The 16,518-nt window shown below is 53.6% G+C and carries 14 protein-coding genes, 2 tRNA genes and 1 pseudogene; 9 read left to right on the top strand and 8 right to left on the bottom strand.

Annotated elements, in window-relative coordinates; genetic code table 11:
- Nucleotides 1-34 precede the first annotated feature (34 nt).
- From CGL_RS12015 to CGL_RS12005, 3 genes are all read left to right on the top strand, one after another.
- On the top strand, nt 35-646 hold the full coding sequence (locus tag CGL_RS12015; protein WP_011015107.1) for a DsbA family protein: 612 nt from the start codon (nt 35-37) through the stop codon (nt 644-646).
- 374 nt (nt 647-1,020) lie between these two features.
- The gene (locus CGL_RS12010; RefSeq protein WP_011015106.1) at nt 1,021-1,719 is read left to right on the top strand and encodes a DUF418 domain-containing protein; all 699 of its coding nucleotides are present in this window, start codon (nt 1,021-1,023) and stop codon (nt 1,717-1,719) included.
- 144 nt (nt 1,720-1,863) lie between these two features.
- On the top strand, nt 1,864-2,337 hold the full coding sequence (locus CGL_RS12005) for a ribose-5-phosphate isomerase (protein ID WP_003859211.1): 474 nt from the start codon (nt 1,864-1,866) through the stop codon (nt 2,335-2,337).
- Between the two features lie 78 nt (nt 2,338-2,415).
- On the opposite strand, the gene CGL_RS12000 is transcribed toward CGL_RS12005, so the two are convergent.
- The gene (locus CGL_RS12000) at nt 2,416-3,303 is read right to left on the bottom strand and encodes a hypothetical protein (protein ID WP_011015105.1); all 888 of its coding nucleotides are present in this window, start codon (nt 3,301-3,303) and stop codon (nt 2,416-2,418) included.
- Between the two features lie 318 nt (nt 3,304-3,621).
- On the opposite strand from CGL_RS12000, the pseudogene CGL_RS11995 reads away from it, so the two are divergent.
- Nucleotides 3,622-4,786 (top strand): annotated as a pseudogene (locus CGL_RS11995) (IS1249 family transposase).
- 113 nt (nt 4,787-4,899) lie between these two features.
- On the opposite strand, the gene CGL_RS11990 reads toward CGL_RS11995, so the two are convergent.
- A complete protein-coding gene (locus CGL_RS11990; RefSeq protein WP_003859215.1) occupies nt 4,900-5,151 on the bottom strand; it encodes a helix-turn-helix transcriptional regulator in 252 nt (83 codons plus the stop codon).
- A gap of 435 nt (nt 5,152-5,586) precedes the next feature.
- Between CGL_RS11990 and CGL_RS11985 the strand changes: the two genes are divergently transcribed.
- Nucleotides 5,587-5,658: transfer RNA gene (locus CGL_RS11985), tRNA-Gly, on the top strand.
- A gap of 18 nt (nt 5,659-5,676) precedes the next feature.
- Here CGL_RS11985 and CGL_RS11980 read toward each other — a convergent pair.
- The 3 genes from CGL_RS11980 to CGL_RS11970 are packed head-to-tail and all read right to left on the bottom strand — an operon-like array spanning nt 5,677 to nt 7,657.
- Entirely contained in the window at nt 5,677-6,135 is a 459-nt protein-coding gene (locus CGL_RS11980; protein ID WP_011015102.1) for an RDD family protein, read from the bottom strand.
- Nucleotides 6,132-7,160: a serine hydrolase domain-containing protein gene (locus CGL_RS11975; RefSeq protein WP_011015101.1), complete on the bottom strand. Its 1,029-nt coding sequence runs from the start codon at nt 7,158-7,160 to the stop codon at nt 6,132-6,134. The genes CGL_RS11980 and CGL_RS11975 overlap by 4 nt, the downstream gene beginning before the upstream one ends.
- On the bottom strand, nt 7,160-7,657 hold the full coding sequence (locus CGL_RS11970; protein ID WP_011015100.1) for an ArsR/SmtB family transcription factor: 498 nt from the start codon (nt 7,655-7,657) through the stop codon (nt 7,160-7,162). Before CGL_RS11970 ends, CGL_RS11975 begins: the two co-directional genes overlap by 1 nt.
- Nucleotides 7,658-7,969: 312 nt before the next feature.
- Here CGL_RS11970 and CGL_RS11965 point away from each other — a divergent pair.
- The 4 genes from CGL_RS11965 to CGL_RS11950 all read left to right on the top strand — a co-directional run bounded on the left by CGL_RS11965 (nt 7,970) and on the right by CGL_RS11950 (nt 10,952).
- Nucleotides 7,970-8,043: transfer RNA gene (locus CGL_RS11965), tRNA-Pro, on the top strand.
- A 116-nt stretch (nt 8,044-8,159) separates the two neighbouring features.
- Nucleotides 8,160-9,509 carry a trigger factor gene (gene tig / locus CGL_RS11960; protein ID WP_004567596.1) on the top strand — a complete coding sequence of 450 codons (1,350 nt, stop codon included), beginning with the start codon at nt 8,160-8,162 and terminating at the stop codon, nt 9,507-9,509.
- 188 nt (nt 9,510-9,697) lie between these two features.
- Nucleotides 9,698-10,291, top strand: coding sequence for an ATP-dependent Clp protease proteolytic subunit (locus CGL_RS11955; RefSeq protein ID WP_003859220.1), 594 nt, complete (start codon nt 9,698-9,700; stop codon nt 10,289-10,291).
- Nucleotides 10,292-10,325: 34 nt separating this feature from the next.
- A complete protein-coding gene (locus CGL_RS11950) occupies nt 10,326-10,952 on the top strand; it encodes an ATP-dependent Clp protease proteolytic subunit (RefSeq protein ID WP_003859221.1) in 627 nt (208 codons plus the stop codon).
- 43 nt (nt 10,953-10,995) lie between these two features.
- Here the strand turns inward: CGL_RS11950 and CGL_RS11945 are convergent, their stop codons facing one another.
- From CGL_RS11945 to CGL_RS11935, 3 genes are all read right to left on the bottom strand, one after another.
- Nucleotides 10,996-12,240 (bottom strand): benzoate/H(+) symporter BenE family transporter, encoded by a 1,245-nt coding sequence (locus tag CGL_RS11945; protein ID WP_011015099.1) that lies wholly within the window; start codon nt 12,238-12,240, stop codon nt 10,996-10,998.
- Nucleotides 12,241-12,320: 80 nt separating this feature from the next.
- The gene (locus tag CGL_RS11940) at nt 12,321-13,661 is read right to left on the bottom strand and encodes an MFS transporter (protein WP_011015098.1); all 1,341 of its coding nucleotides are present in this window, start codon (nt 13,659-13,661) and stop codon (nt 12,321-12,323) included.
- Between the two features lie 146 nt (nt 13,662-13,807).
- Nucleotides 13,808-16,495: a helix-turn-helix transcriptional regulator gene (locus CGL_RS11935; protein WP_011265935.1), complete on the bottom strand. Its 2,688-nt coding sequence runs from the start codon at nt 16,493-16,495 to the stop codon at nt 13,808-13,810.
- Between the last annotated feature and the right edge of the window lie 23 nt (nt 16,496-16,518).

Below are 16,518 nucleotides of genomic sequence, written 5' to 3'. Positions count from 1 at the left end.
GATTGCTAGAAAACTTTAAGAAAGAGGAAATAATATGGCTCAAAAAGTAACCTTCTGGTTCGATACCACCTGCCCATTCTGCTGGGTCACCTCCCGCTGGATTAAGGAAGTCGAACAAGTCCGCGATATTGAAATCCAGTGGGTTCCAATGAGCCTCGCTGTCCTAAACGAAGGCCGTGATCTCCCAGAGGATTACAAGGAGCGCATGAAGGCTGCATGGGGACCAGCACGCGTTTTCGCAGCTGTCGCCACCGACCATGCTGACAAGCTCGGCGACCTGTACACCGCAATGGGTACCCGCATCCACAACGACGGTCGCGGACCAATCGAAGGTTCCTTCAATGATGTCATCGCAGAGGCACTTGAAGAGGTCGGCCTAGACGCTGCACTTGGTGAAGTTGCAGACACCACCGAATGGGACGACGCACTTCGCGCATTCCACCAGACCGCAATGGACGAGGTCGGCAACGATGTCGGAACCCCAGTGGTCAAGCTCGGCGACACCGCTTTCTTCGGCCCAGTGCTCACCCGCATCCCACGCGGCGAGGAAGCAGGAGAGATCTTCGACGCTTCCTTCAAGCTCGCAAGCTATCCCCACTTCTTTGAAATCAAGCGCAGCCGCACTGAGAACCCACAGTTCGACTAATTAACGCTGTCTCTGCTTATTAAACACTGCCCGCTGATCTGTTCAAGGATCGCGTCGGGCAGTTTTATTCTTTTGTAGCTTTTCCGCCCCAGCGAATGAAATTCCGATTACGCGCACGTACTTGCTCATTCCGTTTCGCAGCATACTTTATTGAACTTTATTGAAAAAGCCCGCATCTCACTTCTGCTTAGTTGATCGATTTTTTAATACATCCCATGGGAACAACAGTCCTAGATACAATCGGGCCTTGACCTAGACCACCAACTAGACCACATAGGTACTGCCGTTAAACGGCTTCTCGGTTCGGCCAGAACCAGTCCGCTGCCCGTCGAGGTGAACGCCCAAGAATAGTTCTCTTTCGTCGACTTCTCACGTTGATACCGCTCGGCATCATCCACCAAATTCTCCAGCCGGGTGAAGCATTGTTGCCGTATGCAATAGTCGGCCTGGTCATTTTGCTGCCATCCTCCTGGTTGCCTCGTTGGGCTGTCGCAGTCCTTGGCGAAGTGTCGCTTGTGCCAGCGGTGGTTTTCGGTGGCGGGTTCCTGCTTATCCCCTCAATGTTCCTGATCGGTTCAGCGCTCGTTAGGTATGGAGTAGTCGATCGGGCAGAGAACGCACCGCGGGCTATGGGAGTCTTTTTCGCCGTAAGCGCAGCAATCGCTATACCTACGCTGATCATCCAGGCACGTGACATCACTTCTTCAGGCTTCTCGATCGTTTCCACAGTGGCGGGACTCGCGCTTGGCGGCGTCTACATTTCTTTAGTGTTGCTGGCCTTGCATACACCGATTCGCGGTGCACTCGCTGCAGTTTTCGCACCTTTAGGGCGTATGGCGCTAACCAACTACATTGGTGCAACGATCCTCATGCTCATTGGCGGGCTAATCGTGGATCTTCCACACAGCACATCATGGACAGCTACGGTGCTCCTAGCTGCGGGTATTCTCATTATTCAAGAGCTACTTTCTGCTTTATGGTTGCGCCACTACACACAGGGGCCACTTGGGTATCTATGGCGTTGGGTGACTTGGGGAAGCCGTTCCCCCTTCCTTACCCGTTCCGCATCATGACAGGTACGGAAGTGTCCTACCCGAGTCAGAGCCGATCCGCTTTACCAAGATTGAGTCGAGCTATTTTGCGATTTGTGAACCCCCAAATAGGGGAAAAGTCCGGGTATCCGCCGTTGTGAAAATGCCTGCAGTAAACTGACTTCCATGCGCGTATACCTTGGAGCAGACCACGCTGGTTTCGAAACTAAAAATGCAATCGCAGAACACCTTAAGGCCCACGGCCACGAAGTGATCGACTGCGGAGCCCACACCTATGATGCAGAAGATGACTACCCAGCCTTCTGCATCGAAGCAGCTAGCCGCACAGTAAACGACCCAGGCTCACTCGGCATCGTCCTGGGTGGATCCGGAAACGGCGAGCAGATCGCCGCCAACAAGGTCAAGGGTGCACGTTGTGCACTTGCTTGGTCTGTTGAAACTGCACGCCTCGCCCGCGAGCACAACAATGCGAACCTCATCGGCATCGGCGGCCGCATGCACTCAGAGGAAGAGGCATTGGCAATTGTCGACGCCTTCCTCGAGCAGGAATGGAGCAACGCCGAGCGCCACCAGCGTCGTATCGACATCCTCGCTGATTACGAGCGCACTGGAATCGCACCTGTCGTTCCTAACGAATAAACAATTAAAAATGGGCGGTTAAGTTCTTTTCCAAGAACTTAACCGCCCATTTTGTGTTTATGTGGGGATTATTTTGGGCTAGAAATCGAAGTCAAAATCGAATCCGCCGCCATCGCCGCCGTCTCCACCACCAAAGAGTCCGTCGAAGAATCCGCCACCGTCTCCGCCAGCATCACCACCAACATCGCCCATGTCAGCTCCGGCGTCACCCATATCGCCAGCATCGCCCATGTCTCCGCCAGCTGCGTCCAGGCCATCTTGGTAGCCCTCGCCATAGCCATTTTCAAAGGCTGCAGCGGAGTAGCCGACACCAGCCATGCCGTTAAACATTGCTGAGAACATCATGACCGAACCTGCAGTCCACAGACCGGAACGCAATGCGCTTGCCCACCAAGGCTCGGAGTACCAACCAGCAGGGACTGGGCGACCCGCAACGTTACCGCCAGGGTAGTAGTTCGGAGTTTCATCTGTTGCGACGGGGGAAGCAGTGATCTGGCGACCCTCCTGCTCAATGGTGCGCTTTTCTGTAACGCGACCAGCATTGCGCTGACCTTCCAGAGGAGGCAGCTCAGGGCCAGCAGTCATACCCATGATCTCACGAGCCGCGTTCATATAATGCAGACCCTCTAGTGCAGATTCTCGAGCCAACTCTGCCTGACGAGGAGTAGTGGCAGAAGAAATCTGAGAAGACGCAGCGGTATAGCGCTCTGAGGCGTCAGCAATAGCCTGGGTCGACGCAGCATCTGTACCTGCGATGGTCAAAACCTGGGAACCAAGACGCTCAATCCACCGACGCGCATCTGCCTGTGCGTCAGCAAACTTGGCTTCTTCTTGCTTCTTATTGTTATTGGATCCCATCTTTGAGGCGACAAAAACGCCACCACCAACGACGATTGCGATAAGTAGTAGTACTTCCACGGAATGCTTCAACTCACTCGATAATTTTGATGGCAAGATTTCAACCACTCACCACCATGTTGGTCTAATTACTAAAGTAACGACAAGTCTTTCGTTAAAGTTCCCTGTTTTAAGACTGTAAAGGTACTTCTGCTGATTTTGTGTCTGGTATCGCTAGAAAAGAGGGTTAAGGGAAAAATGTGTGCTTTTAGTGGCCCAGAAACATAACCCCACCAGCACCAACCCCACAAAAATGTGTTCTGCCAACCACAAACCCATCAAAACCAGGCAACATCCCCACCCCAACACCAACCTGTGATACACGCGGGGACTACACCAAACAAGGTGAAAAGAACACGACCCAACTGCCCGGTATGCACCGGCCCCATGAGAAAAAACAGCCACTACAACAAAAGGCACCACCCGATGGCGCTGCACCACCTGCAACGCCACCACCACCAACACCCGACCCAACGACCACCACGCCCACCGATTCCAACTCTTTATCAACTGGATCCTCAACTCCCATCACGCACCAACCTCGCCAACCAACTAGGCGTGACCCGTCGTACCCTCACCAACTGGTTCCACGACTACTGGTTCGTACAAGTCCCCCGCAACACCGACCGCTTCCGTGTCTATGACTAACTCTTCATCGACGGCACTTTCTTCAACACCACATGCCTCCTCGTGGCCTACACCTTCGACCACGTCGTCGCCTGGCGCTGGTGCACCAAAGAAGACGCCTACAACTACACCCACCTCTTCGATCAACTCCAACCACCCTTAATCGTGACCACCGACGGACAAAAAAGGCGCACTCAAAGCCATCACCACGACCTGGCCGACAACGAAAATCCAACGCTGCCTCGTCCACGTCAAACGCAACGTCCAAAAACACGTCACCCTAAGACCCGTGCTGAGCTCGCCGAAAAGCACTCCGGGGTCTCTCCTTGAAACTGCTGAAAGTCACCACACCGGAACAAGCCGCCGACTGGCGCAAACTCCTCCAAGAGTTCTACCTCACCTACGGGGACTGGCTTAACGAACGCACCTACCGCGCTGATGTACCAGCACATGCCATCCCGAAACATATCCGCCCCAATCAGAAATGGCAGGTCACACCCACAAAACCCACCGGACTGCTTATAAGCAGTTGGAAGCCTTGGCCCGCAATGGGCATTTGTTTACCTATATTGATCCACCAGCAGAGGTTGACGGGGTGGTGAAATCAACAACGAACTGTTTGGAAGGTGGTATCAACGCTCAGATTAAAGCGTTGGCGAGAAACCATCGGGGGATGTTTGATGAACATCAACGTATCGCGGTGGATTGGTGGTTATTGATGCATACGCAGTTGCCTGGCGATCCGGTTGAGATCGCCAGGCAACAAAACTGGGGTCAAGACGGACTCGCCAAAGTCCCCGACTTGATCCAACAAGAACAACCACACGACCACGACGGGCGCCCGGCTACCTATGACACCGGAATCGATGCCACACCGAATAACTCTAGCGGTATCCGGCAGGGATGGGCAGGTCGTTTCAACTAGCCCCTAGAGCACGGATTCGGGTCGACCTGGGGAAAGCACACAGATTTTCCCTTAACCCAGAAAAGACAAATGCCACGAAAACGATTGTTTTCGTGGCTTTTGAGAAAAAGTGCTTAGTTGGCGACTGCGACAGTCTCTTCGGAATTAATTAATCCCTTGTTTCCTGCAGCGCGGTCGTCGACCCATTCCTCAATGGTTTGGGAGTCCCACAAAGTGAGCCCATGGAGCTTTGCAACTGGCTTTGGAGCACGTCCTCGACCTGCGTAGCTAGTGAAAGTACCTCGAGCAGTACCGGAGAACTCTGCACATTCAATTGCAGTCCAGAGCTCTCTGCCCGATTCGGCATCGATAATTTTTGGCTTCATGTTTAGCTAGGTTACGCCAAGGAGGTAGTTTTTGTCGAAATTATTCTAAGGTTTTTACAACCTAAGAACATTTCAGGTACTTTGTTAAAATTATCCCATGTACGCTGGACTTATAAACAAGTACTTGTATATTTTATGGGGCCAGACGGACACACTTGCTAAAATTCTCTTATGTTCCTTTAAGGTTTAGCGGGTTTCGTAAGGGGGAATTGCAAGGAAATGTACAATAACACACTTGCTGCAGGTTAACTGGCTATTTGCTGGATAGGTGCCGGATGAAAAGTAGCGATGTATCGAAAGGGATTCTTGAGAATGTGGTCTGGCCAAAAGTCTTGTTCGAAAACCGGGTGCCAGCCTGCCGATTTTTAATAAAACAACAATATGCGCTATGCTTTTCCTCGAACCAAACAAGAGTTCTTGCAAAAGTTCACAAGTGGGAATGTCGTATAATGGCTATTACCTCAGCCTTCCAAGCTGATGACGCGGGTTCGATTCCCGTCATTCCCTCAAAATAATAACACTCTCTCAGTTGCATTTAAAGCAGTTGAGAGGGTGTTTTTCGTTTTTCCGCAAGACATTTACATGTGCAAATTTGTCATGTAAACCCATGAAGTTGCAAGCGCGAATGCAACTAGCGACGAGGAAAATGGCTACAAAGCTGAATAGTACTAGGCCGACAAGTGGGATGATCTCCAACAAGATCCACGCGTTTCTTGCTGAGGAGTAGTAGATGCTTAGGCGCTCACCATGTATGTCGTGGTTGACGTGCAGGTGTGTGAGCATTTTTCCTGGTGTAGTTCCGAAGGCTGCTTCTAATAAAGATTTGGAAAGCCAAAAGGCAATCGTGAGAACAGTTGAAAAGAGCGGGTTGAGGATACTAGTTCCGAAAGCCAGAGCAATGCCTCCTCCAATGAGGAGCGCGATGCTGTAATCGGCCAAGGTTGCAACGATTCGCCGATGGATAGAGGCGGGGGAATCGATCATTTTGATTCCTGCCTAGTGGAGTTTGCCATTAAAAGCTCGTGACCAATTGGGAAGACAGATGTGGCAACGTCGGCAGCAACGAAGATGGCAGTAGTTGTAGCGGTGTTAAAGAAGAGTACGGAACTATATCCAAAGGACTCTCCGTTATGCCAGACGATTTCAGGGGCCGATTCAAGGGATTGCCAGGTGAAAGGGGCGGGGCCTTTTGTGAATAAGTACTGACAGAAAACTGCCATGTCGCGCGCGGTGGAACGCAGGCCAGCTGCGGGGAGAAAGCCATCCATCTCCCACGCTTCGACTTGTTTGCCAGGTGTTGAGAACCCTTGAGGTGCATCTTGAGCGAGGGATTCTGGGGTCATGAGCTTGGTGTTATTGAGGTTGAGTGGTGCCAGTAAATCACGGTCTAAGAGCTGGTCAAACGTTAAACCGGCATTGCGGGCAAGGACTTGGCCAAGCAGAGCAAAACCAAGATTTGAGTAGTGAAATTCTCCGCGCGAATTCAATTTGGACGTTGTGCTGATAGAGATGACTCGATCTGCAGAGAGGTCTTTGTAAGGATTCTTGTCAAAGAACGTAGCCATAAAAGGTCTAAGTCCTACATTGCCTAGACGGGGTAGTCCGCTGGTGTGATTGGCTAGTTCTTCCACGGTTATGTCCCGGATGAGGGAGTCGGCTACACGTTCTCCAAGAACGTCTCCGACGGCCGTGGATTCTGTGATCTCTCCTCGCTCAATCTGAAGTCGAAGCAGCTCACCGGTGAAGATCTTCGTAATCGATGCGATTTCAAAAGGGTCGTCTGGACCTGCGCCGAGCCCGCTGAAATCTACAGTGTTACCAGTGATGATGGCGGCTGACATGAGGTGATACTCGCCAAGTTCTTCGGAGTCGAGGATGTCGGAGAGGTTAAGCGCACCGGTGGGCTGACCTGTGACGAAGCCTTTTTGTTGTTTGGTGGTTGCTACGGCGATGGACAAAACCACGATGACAACTAACAGGCTGCCAAGAAGCTGCTTCTTTAATCTCATTAGTGATTCTCACTGGCAGAAATGATGGTTAGTAGCGGGATGATCCGCTCAGTGGGGACTTCATAAACGCCGCCACGACCTTTTCTTACCCAGCCGGCAGATTCAAGTTCATTGAGATGGTGGTAGGCGGTGCCGGTAGAGGATGTCACTCCGAGCTGACAAAGGGTAGAGACCGAGCAGGGGTCATTAAGTAACTGTTTCAGAATCAGACCCCGTTGAGGGTGGGCCAATGCTGCGAGTCGGGTGAATGACGAATCCCAGGCTTCTTCGAGGAGATGATGTGGGGGTCGCGACCATGAATAGGAGATGGAACCTGAAGCGTTTTCAAACTGTCCGGAGAAATGAATCGCTCCGTCCGTAGTTTCAGGGGAGTCGTTGATTGAGTGGCCTTCTTTTGCAAACAGTGCCTCGTGCCGAGCGATCACTGCCTCTATGGCTTCGAGTCTCTGAAATAGAGCATCGCGGTCATTCTGATCAGTGGGGAAAAATTTGTCCATAAATTTAAAATTCCATAAATTTAGACAATCGGCAACGGGGAGGGGGAAATTCCTTAGATCGAATGGGATTGGCATAGAAAGTCGCTGGAAAACGCTTAGTTGTTAAAACTTGATGCAATTGCGTAACTTAAAAACCTATCTTTACCTGCAGCTATGGACGCGATTTCGTCTTTTCAGATGGTTGTGTGTAAAGTTCTTAATCGAACCAAGGAGCACAGCGCACAGGGGTTCAGCACAGAGACTTAGTAAGTCACTTACTGAATTTGTTCTGAGATCACAGTGTGTTAGTATTCGATGGGTCAAATTAAATATCGGGGCGTGGCGCAGCTTGGTAGCGCACCTGCTTTGGGAGCAGGGGGTCGCAGGTTCAAATCCTGTCGCCCCGACTTGAGGACGAGCTCGGTTTCGGACGACGCGAGAAATCGCATTAATCGTCGGAAACCGGGCTTGTTTTTGTAATATCTGAAACTTTCCCTTTCCCGATCATCCAGGAGATTTACTCGTGAAGAGTTCTGTCGAGAAGCTGAGCGACACCCGTTCAAAGATCACCGTTGAGGTTCCATTTTCTGAACTGAAGCCAGAGATCGACCAGGCATACGCCGCTCTAGCGCAGCAAGTCCAGATCCCTGGTTTCCGTAAGGGCAAGGCACCGCGTCAGCTTATCGACGCACGCTTCGGCCGTGGTGCGGTTCTGGAGCAGGTTGTCAACGACATGCTTCCTAACCGCTACGCACAGGCAATCGAAGCTGAGGGCATCAAGGCAATCGGCCAGCCTAACGTAGAGGTCACCAAGATCGAAGACAACGAGCTCGTTGAGTTCGTCGCTGAGGTTGACGTTCGCCCAGAGTTCGAGCTTCCTAAGTTCGAGGACATCACTGTTGAGGTCCCAGCTATCAAGGCTGACGAAGAGGCAATCGAAGCAGAGCTCGAGACCCTGCGTGCACGTTTCTCCACCTTGAAGGATCACAACCACAAGCTGAAGAAGGGTGAGTTCGTCACCATCAACATCACCGCAAGCATTGACGGTGAGAAGATTGAAGAGGCAACCACTGAGGGTCTGTCCTACGAAATCGGATCTGACGATCTGATTGACGGCCTGGACAAGGCTCTGATCGGCGCTAAGAAGGATGAAACCGTAGAGTTCACCTCTGAGCTGGCAAACGGCGAGCACAAGGGCAAGGAAGCTCAAATCAGCGTTGAGATCACCGCAACCAAGCAGCGCGAGCTGCCTGAGCTGGATGATGAGTTCGCACAGCTGGCTTCTGAGTTCGACACCATCGAAGAGCTTCGTGAGTCCACCGTGTCTGACGTTGAGGCTAAGCAGAAGAACGAGCAGGCTGCTGCAATCCGCGACGAAGTTCTCGCTGCGGCTCTTGGCGAGGCTGACTTCGCTCTGCCACAGTCCATCGTTGACGAGCAGGCACACTCCCAGCTGCACCAGCTCCTCGGCGAGCTTGCACACGACGATGCTGCACTGAACTCCCTCCTTGAGGCTCAGGGCACCACTCGTGAAGAGTTCGACAAGAAGAACGTCGAAGATGCTGAGAAGGCTGTTCGCACCCAGCTGTTCCTGGACACCCTCTCTGAGGTTGAGGAGCCTGAGGTTTCCCAGCAGGAGCTCACCGACCACATCCTGTTCACCGCACAGTCTTACGGCATGGACCCAAACCAGTTCATCGGTCAGCTGCAGCAGTCCGGCCAGATCGCGAACCTCTTCTCCGACGTTCGCCGTGGCAAGGCTCTTGCACAGGCTATCTGCCGCGTAAACGTGAAGGACTCCGAGGGTAACGAGATCGACCCTAAGGAATACTTCGGTGAAGAAGAAGTAGCTGAGACTGAGTCTGAAGCTTAAAAACTTTAAAGAAATAACGCTTTTCGACGCGCCACTGGACGTCGAGAAGCGTTATTTTTTTGCTTTTTTAAACGGTGAAAACGCTGATAGCGAACAGAGGCGGTTTCATGGAAATACGCGGGTAGTCTGGTGACATTGAACCAAATGAACGTACCCAAGATTTAAGAATGTAGGAGTTGACTGTTTTCATGAGCGATATTCGTATGGCAGCCCAGGGTGGGCCTGGTTTCGGAAATGACGTCTTTGATCGCCTCCTGAGTGAGCGCATCATTTTCCTGGGAAGCCAGGTAGACGATGAGATTGCAAACAAGCTATGCGCTCAGATCCTGCTGCTGTCCGCTGAGGATCCAACCAGGGACATCTCCCTGTACATTAACTCCCCAGGTGGCTCCGTCACCGCAGGCATGGCAATTTATGACACCATGAAATACTCCCCATGCGACATCGCAACCTACGGCATGGGCCTGGCAGCATCCATGGGCCAGTTCCTGCTTTCCGGTGGCACTAAGGGCAAGCGTTTCGCATTGCCACACGCACGTATCATGATGCACCAGCCTTCCGCTGGTGTTGGTGGTACCGCAGCTGATATCGCTATCCAGGCTGAGCAGTTCGCAGCCACCAAGCGTGAAATGGCCCAGCTGATCGCTGAGCACACCGGCCAGACCTTTGAGCAGATCTCCAAGGATTCCGATCGTGACCGCTGGTTCACTGCACAGGAAGCTAAGGATTACGGACTTGTTGACCACGTGATTACCTTGGCTGAAGGCCCAATCAGCAACTAGGCGCACGGAAAACTTTAAAGGAGAGAATAAGATTATGAGCAACGGATTCCAAATGCCAACGTCCCGTTACGTGCTGCCTTCCTTCATTGAGCAGTCCGCATACGGCACCAAAGAGACCAACCCTTACGCAAAACTCTTTGAAGAGCGCATCATCTTCCTGGGCACCCAGGTCGACGACACCTCTGCAAACGACATCATGGCGCAGCTCCTTGTCCTCGAAGGCATGGACCCAGACCGCGATATCACCCTGTACATCAACTCACCTGGTGGATCCTTCACCGCGTTGATGGCAATTTACGACACCATGCAGTACGTCCGCCCAGACGTTCAGACCGTCTGCCTTGGTCAGGCAGCATCCGCAGCCGCAGTTCTTCTTGCAGCCGGTGCACCAGGTAAGCGCGCTGTTCTTCCTAACTCCCGCGTGCTGATCCACCAGCCAGCAACCCAGGGCACCCAGGGTCAGGTTTCTGACCTCGAGATCCAGGCAGCTGAAATCGAGCGCATGCGTCGTTTGATGGAAACCACCTTGGCTGAGCACACCGGCAAGACCGCGGAGCAGATCCGCATCGATACCGACCGTGACAAGATCCTCACCGCTGAGGAAGCACTCGAGTATGGCATCGTTGACCAGGTCTTCGATTACCGCAAGCTCAAGCGCTAGAGTTTTTTAAAGATTCGGGTTTGGTTCCTTATATATAGAGGAGCTAAGCCCGTTTTTTGTTTTCTAGAAGCTTGCTATCCAGCAGCCATCCGATGAGCCATCCGAAGACAATTCCCCAAAACGGGGCGGTGATTCCGAGGATGCTGATTTCCGACACTGTGACTAAAAAGCAGACTAGTGCGCCAGTGGAATAATCACCGGAGAATCCTGCGATGAAGGCGTTTTTGAGTGGGGTGAGCATGGCGATGCCGGCGAGTGCAGCGATGAAGGATATGGGCATGGCCAGCATGAATCCGACGAAAGTTGGGGAGAACAGGCCCACGATGATGGCGCCGATGGCGGTGACCATTGCTGCGGTGTAGTGCCTGTGTGATTTTGCTCCGGCGACGATCAGCGCGTTGGTGGGGCCGGTGAGGCAGGTGGTGATGTTGCCGATCAACGCCATGGGTAGGGACCACAGTCCGGAGGCCGCGGCGGCAAGGTTTACTCCGGGGCGGTGACCTGCTGCTTTAAGCACTGCGACGCCTTGGCCGTTTTGGACAATGACTACGGTGATCGCCAAGGGAACAACGAGTTCCATGATGGCGGCGAAGGAAAATTCTGGGGCGGTAAAGACGGGGCGGGAGATAATTCCGTTGTCTAGAATTCCGGACGCTAGTTTGCCGGATGCGATGGCAACGATGGTTCCCACTACTGCGGCTACTGCAACGGGTGGGGCGATGCTTGCCAAGCGGGGACTCATGCTCAATGCCACAAAAACTATGACCATGGGAAGTGCAATGAGCGGGTCGGTCACGCTGGCGTCGATGAGGTCGAGTCCGAAGCGGAGGAAAATGCCTGCGACCATGGCCATCACGATGGTTGGTGGCAGTACCGCCATGATCCGTCCGATGAGACCGGTCCATCCGAGCGCAAACACCACAACGCCGGTAACAAGGTATGCGCCGATAACTTCAGCGAAACTTAAGTGGGTAAGTGAGTCGCCCACGATGACGGTTCCGGGAATCGTCCAGAAGTATGCCTGCGGGCTGCGGTACATATAGGTAAGCCACAGCGTGAGCAGTCCGTTGCCTAAAAATGCTCCGAAGATCCATGAAGATGTTTGATCAGGCGAAAGGTTTCCCGCTGCAGCAGCAGCCAGGATCACTGCGATGGGTCCGGATGCGGAGAAAATCAGTGCGACAAGCCCGTTGCCAATTTCTTGGGGGCCGAGGTCTCGTTTGATCTCAGCGAAAGTAGGCCGGGGGAGTTCTGGTTTTTCGACAGCTAATAATACTGAGCTTGCCATTAACTAATTCCTTAAATTCTAAATGCTAGTGAAATGCCGAAAAAGGAAGCCGAAGCTTCCTTGTTTCGAATTAATTGGGGTTAGACACGTGCAAGTGGTTCCTGCGCGACCTTGACCTCTACTTCTGCTGGGGAGCGCGGGATCAGCAAGGTGCAGACCGCGCCGATTGCGGCAGCTGCTGCGAAGATGAGGAATGCGGAGCTTGGTCCGAATCCTGCGCCGATGATCAGGCCACCGATTGCTGGTCCGACGATTCCGCCGAGTCGGCCGAATCCTGCACACCATGCAACTCCCGCTGCGCGGCATTCGGTTCCGAAGAAGTTCGAGGTCAGGCCGTAGGTGAGAACCTGGGTGCCCAGGACGCCGACGCCTGCGAATGCGATTGCGGTGTACATCATTGGCCAGGAGGAGATGTTTGGCAGGACTCCGAGGCAGATCGCGGCGAGAGCGAAGGTGGAGGTGATCACGGTCTTCGCGCCGATGCGGTCAGCGAACCAGGATGCGATGAGGCCACCGAACACTGCGCCGCCGTTGAGGAACAGCAGGGAGTACAGGGAATCATGTGAGGTTGCGCCGTTGGATTCCATGATCTTTGGCAACCAGGTGTTCAGGCCGTAGGTCGAAAGCAGCCCGATGAAGCTCATTGCGCCGATGAGAATGGTGCCCATGAGGTACTTGGAGGAGAAAATTCCAGCGAATCCGGTGCCCTTTGTTTCCTGCTGCTTTTCGACGACAAATTCCTCCGTCGGCAGCCCATAGCGTGCGCAGAGGGCTTTGGCGTCCGCAGCACGGCCGCGGGAGGTGAGCCAGCGCGGGGACTCTGGGAGGAAGAAGTATGCAAGTGGCAGGAGGAACAGTAGTGGGGATCCACCGATGAGGAAGAGTCCGCGCCAGCCGATGACATCTTCAAAGAGCAGTGCAAGGATAGAAGCCAGCACGCCACCGGCTGGGACACCGGAGTACACGATTGCGTTGAACAAGTTGCGCCTATTCGCTGGAGCGAACTCCGCGATGATTGCGCCGCCGGTTGCAACGATCATGCCCACGCCAAGTCCGGTGAGGAAGCGCAAGAAACCGAACAGCGCAATCGAGGACGCGAACGCGGTCAGCGCCATGCCCACAGAGAACCAGACGATTGCGGTGAGCATAACTTTGCGACGACCAAGGCGGTCACCAACGGCACCTGCAGATAGAGCACCGATCATCACGCCGATCATGGCGTAGGAACCAAGGGTGCCGGCGACTGCTGGGCTGAGCGCACCGATCTGGGTTGGATCTTCAAGTAGTGTTGACAGCACGGCGCCGTAGATCACTAGATCGTAGCCGTCAAAAAGAATAGAAATGCCCACAACTACGAGGACCATGTAAACAGTGGTGCGGTGTTTGGCACTTTGCCAGCCGCCAGAAATTTGGGAAGCCACAGAAATTCTCCTTGAGCTTGTGAAGTAATCGCACATTGTCACCTGCTGGTGATGTGATTCACATTCAATCCTGTGGTAAGGAAAGCTGAAACTAGGGATAGCCCTAAAGAGATCTAGGGGATACTTGTCCGCAAACATATCCGCTGCTAGGCGTCGTGTGAGTACTTCTTCAAAGCCTCGGCAAGTTCCATCCGATTGCGTATTCCGAGCTTTTTGTACACCCGGGTGAGATGGTATTCCACGGTCTTAGGCGAGAGGAAAAGCTCCTGTGCGACCTCTCGGTTGGCATGCCCAGATGACACTAATCGGGCAATTTCATATTCCTGAGGGGTGAGCCCACCGGCTTGCTCGGATCGTTGACCAAGGCCACCCACCCGGCGTTCTCGGTTGGCTAGGGTGACCATCGCGTCGGCGCCCATGTCTTGGAATAGGGAAGCTGCACGGGCAAATTGTTCATCAGCACGTCGACGTTGCCCCTGGCGTCTCAGGGCCTGGCCGTATTCAAAGCAGATGCGTGCCCGATAGTAGGGGAGGGTGAGGGGATCGAGCATATCGAGGGCGTCGTCGAAACGCTTAAATCCCTTTTTCACATCTCCGTGGTGGATCATCAACATGGCGTCGGGAACGGCAATTTTTGCGTGGGCAGACATGATATCGGAGCCTCTGAGCTCCTCAAGCGTGGAGTTCACTAACTCCTGGGCGCGCTCAGTTTCGCCGATGCGGATGAGATGCGTTGCGTGGACGTCTTGCCATGGCCAGAATCCAGGTGCGTTGACGTGTTTGTGTGCGGCGATTTTTTCCAATTGTTCTCCGGCCACGATCGCACCGGGGATTTCATTTCTATGGCGGTGGACCCACATGCGACACATCGCAGATGGCATAGATTGGACGATGAAGGAGTCTTGATCGGTGGACAGTCTGCTCATGTAATTTCGTGCCAAGTCAGAGTTTCCGCGGGCTGTTGCAATTGTGGCGCCCGACCACAGTAACAGTGGTTCGAGGAAGCGGATGCCAAACTGTTCGGCGCGGGCCAGACCGATTTCTACGGTGCGTGCTGCGGACTCCCATTCGCCGAGCAGCAGTAGGGACCGAGCCAGCCATCCGTCTTGCCACAAACTGATGCGTTCTGAACCATTGATGGATGTGCGACGTTCAAGCTTTTGACGTGCAGTTACTGGATCATCGTGAACCATGGAAAGCCAGCCCATTGCCATGTGGCGGCGTTGTGCGTGAAGGGTGGTTTCACCGGGGATGGGTTTATCTTCGGGGAGGCAGCCATCGAGGATGGATTGTCCAATGAGGGAAATAGCTTGGGCCTCAACCTTTTCGCCAGCATCCTCTTCAGTCCATGCGACTGCTCTATCAGCCCACACCAGGAGTTCTTCTGGATTCCAGTCCACTAAGTTTAACAGTACTTTGCGCTGAGCCATGCGGGGGCCGTGGATCGGATCAATCGGGTGCTGCGCCAGCAATTCTTCAGAAGCACGATGAAGGAGATTGCGTGCTTCGAGGCGCCGGCCTTCGTGGATTGCCAGGTAGCCCAGCATTGAGTCTTGTTGAATGCCGGTTTCTCCAAGATCAAGGGTGGATGCTCTGGATCGAGCTTGGGGGAGATCGGCGGCGGCGATCAGTGAATCGATGGACTCCAGCAAGTACTTATTTGATTCTTCTTGGTGTGCAGTGCGGTTCGCGGCAAGAGATAGGGCGTGTGCCGATTCCATCCAGTGGCCAGTCCTACCCAACGCATATCCGCGCTGCGCTAGGGCTCGCACTGCTGGATCATTTGGATCAATTGCAGCAAATGCTTCGTGCTCCAGTTGGGCATCTTTTTGATTCCACTTGCCGTAATATTCGGCTGCCTTGTGGTGCAACTGCGCCAGAATGTTGAGCGGAGTGCGTGATTGCAGTACGGCGCGGTCGATCGGCAGGACCAAATCCACTTGTGGTTGGCCGTCAGACGGCAGCACGCGGAGCAGGCCTGAGCGGACGGCGTCGTCGCAAAGCATGCCCGTGGGGTCGTTGCCTAGGAGTTTTACCAGGTCAATGGGGCCTCCGGAGGGAAGGACAGCGACGGCGAGTAGTACATGCCAGACTTCTTCGTTGGTGATGCGTCTCAACAGGTTGGCATGCCAGCTTTGTGGGATGGGAATATTTGGGTTGGGCATTCGCCAGTGATCGGGGGATTCCGAGTGGAGGACTTCTTTGACTCGCCCGTAGATGCCGCCGGTGATGCGCTGGATGTCTGTGGCGGTGGTGGTGCTGATGCGGCCGCGGACATCGGTAAGCGCAAGCTGGCGGATTTCTTCAATACTCATCGGCGGCAATACGTAGGTGGAGTCTGCGATGGAGGGGAGCGAGACCACCTCATCGTGGAACACTAAGTTCTCTTCATCAAGGCCAATCATGATGAGTGCGAAACGGCCAGAAACCATGCGCATGGAATATTCGATGAGTTTTTGCATGGATTCCACGTCGGCCCAGTGGACATCGTCAACGATCACCACGGTGGAGGCATCGAGACGGTCGATCACACCACGGATGGAGTTGGCGGAGTGCGCACCCAATTTGTGGGCGATGTGTCCAAGGAGGTTTCGGGGGCTGTTTTTCAGCCACGACAGGGAAGTGGCACGTACCACGGTCCAGCCTTGGAGCTCGTCGATAAGCTGCATGCCGAACTCTGTTTTACCCGCGCCGGGCTGGCCACTGATGTGGAAGAGTTTGCCTTCGCCGGATTCTAATCTTTTGATCTGTGTGCTGACTTCTTGCACGATGATCGACGCCCGCGGTAGGAACGTTTGGGACGATGACGGGGTGAAAGAGACTGAGGCAACCATAAATCAATACTAGACGAAAAAAG

It is taken from the genome of Corynebacterium glutamicum ATCC 13032 (assembly GCF_000011325.1).
Lineage (GTDB): Bacteria > Actinomycetota > Actinomycetes > Mycobacteriales > Mycobacteriaceae > Corynebacterium > Corynebacterium glutamicum.
Note: the sequence above shows the minus strand (reverse complement) of the source record. Positions and strands in the feature narration are given on the sequence as shown.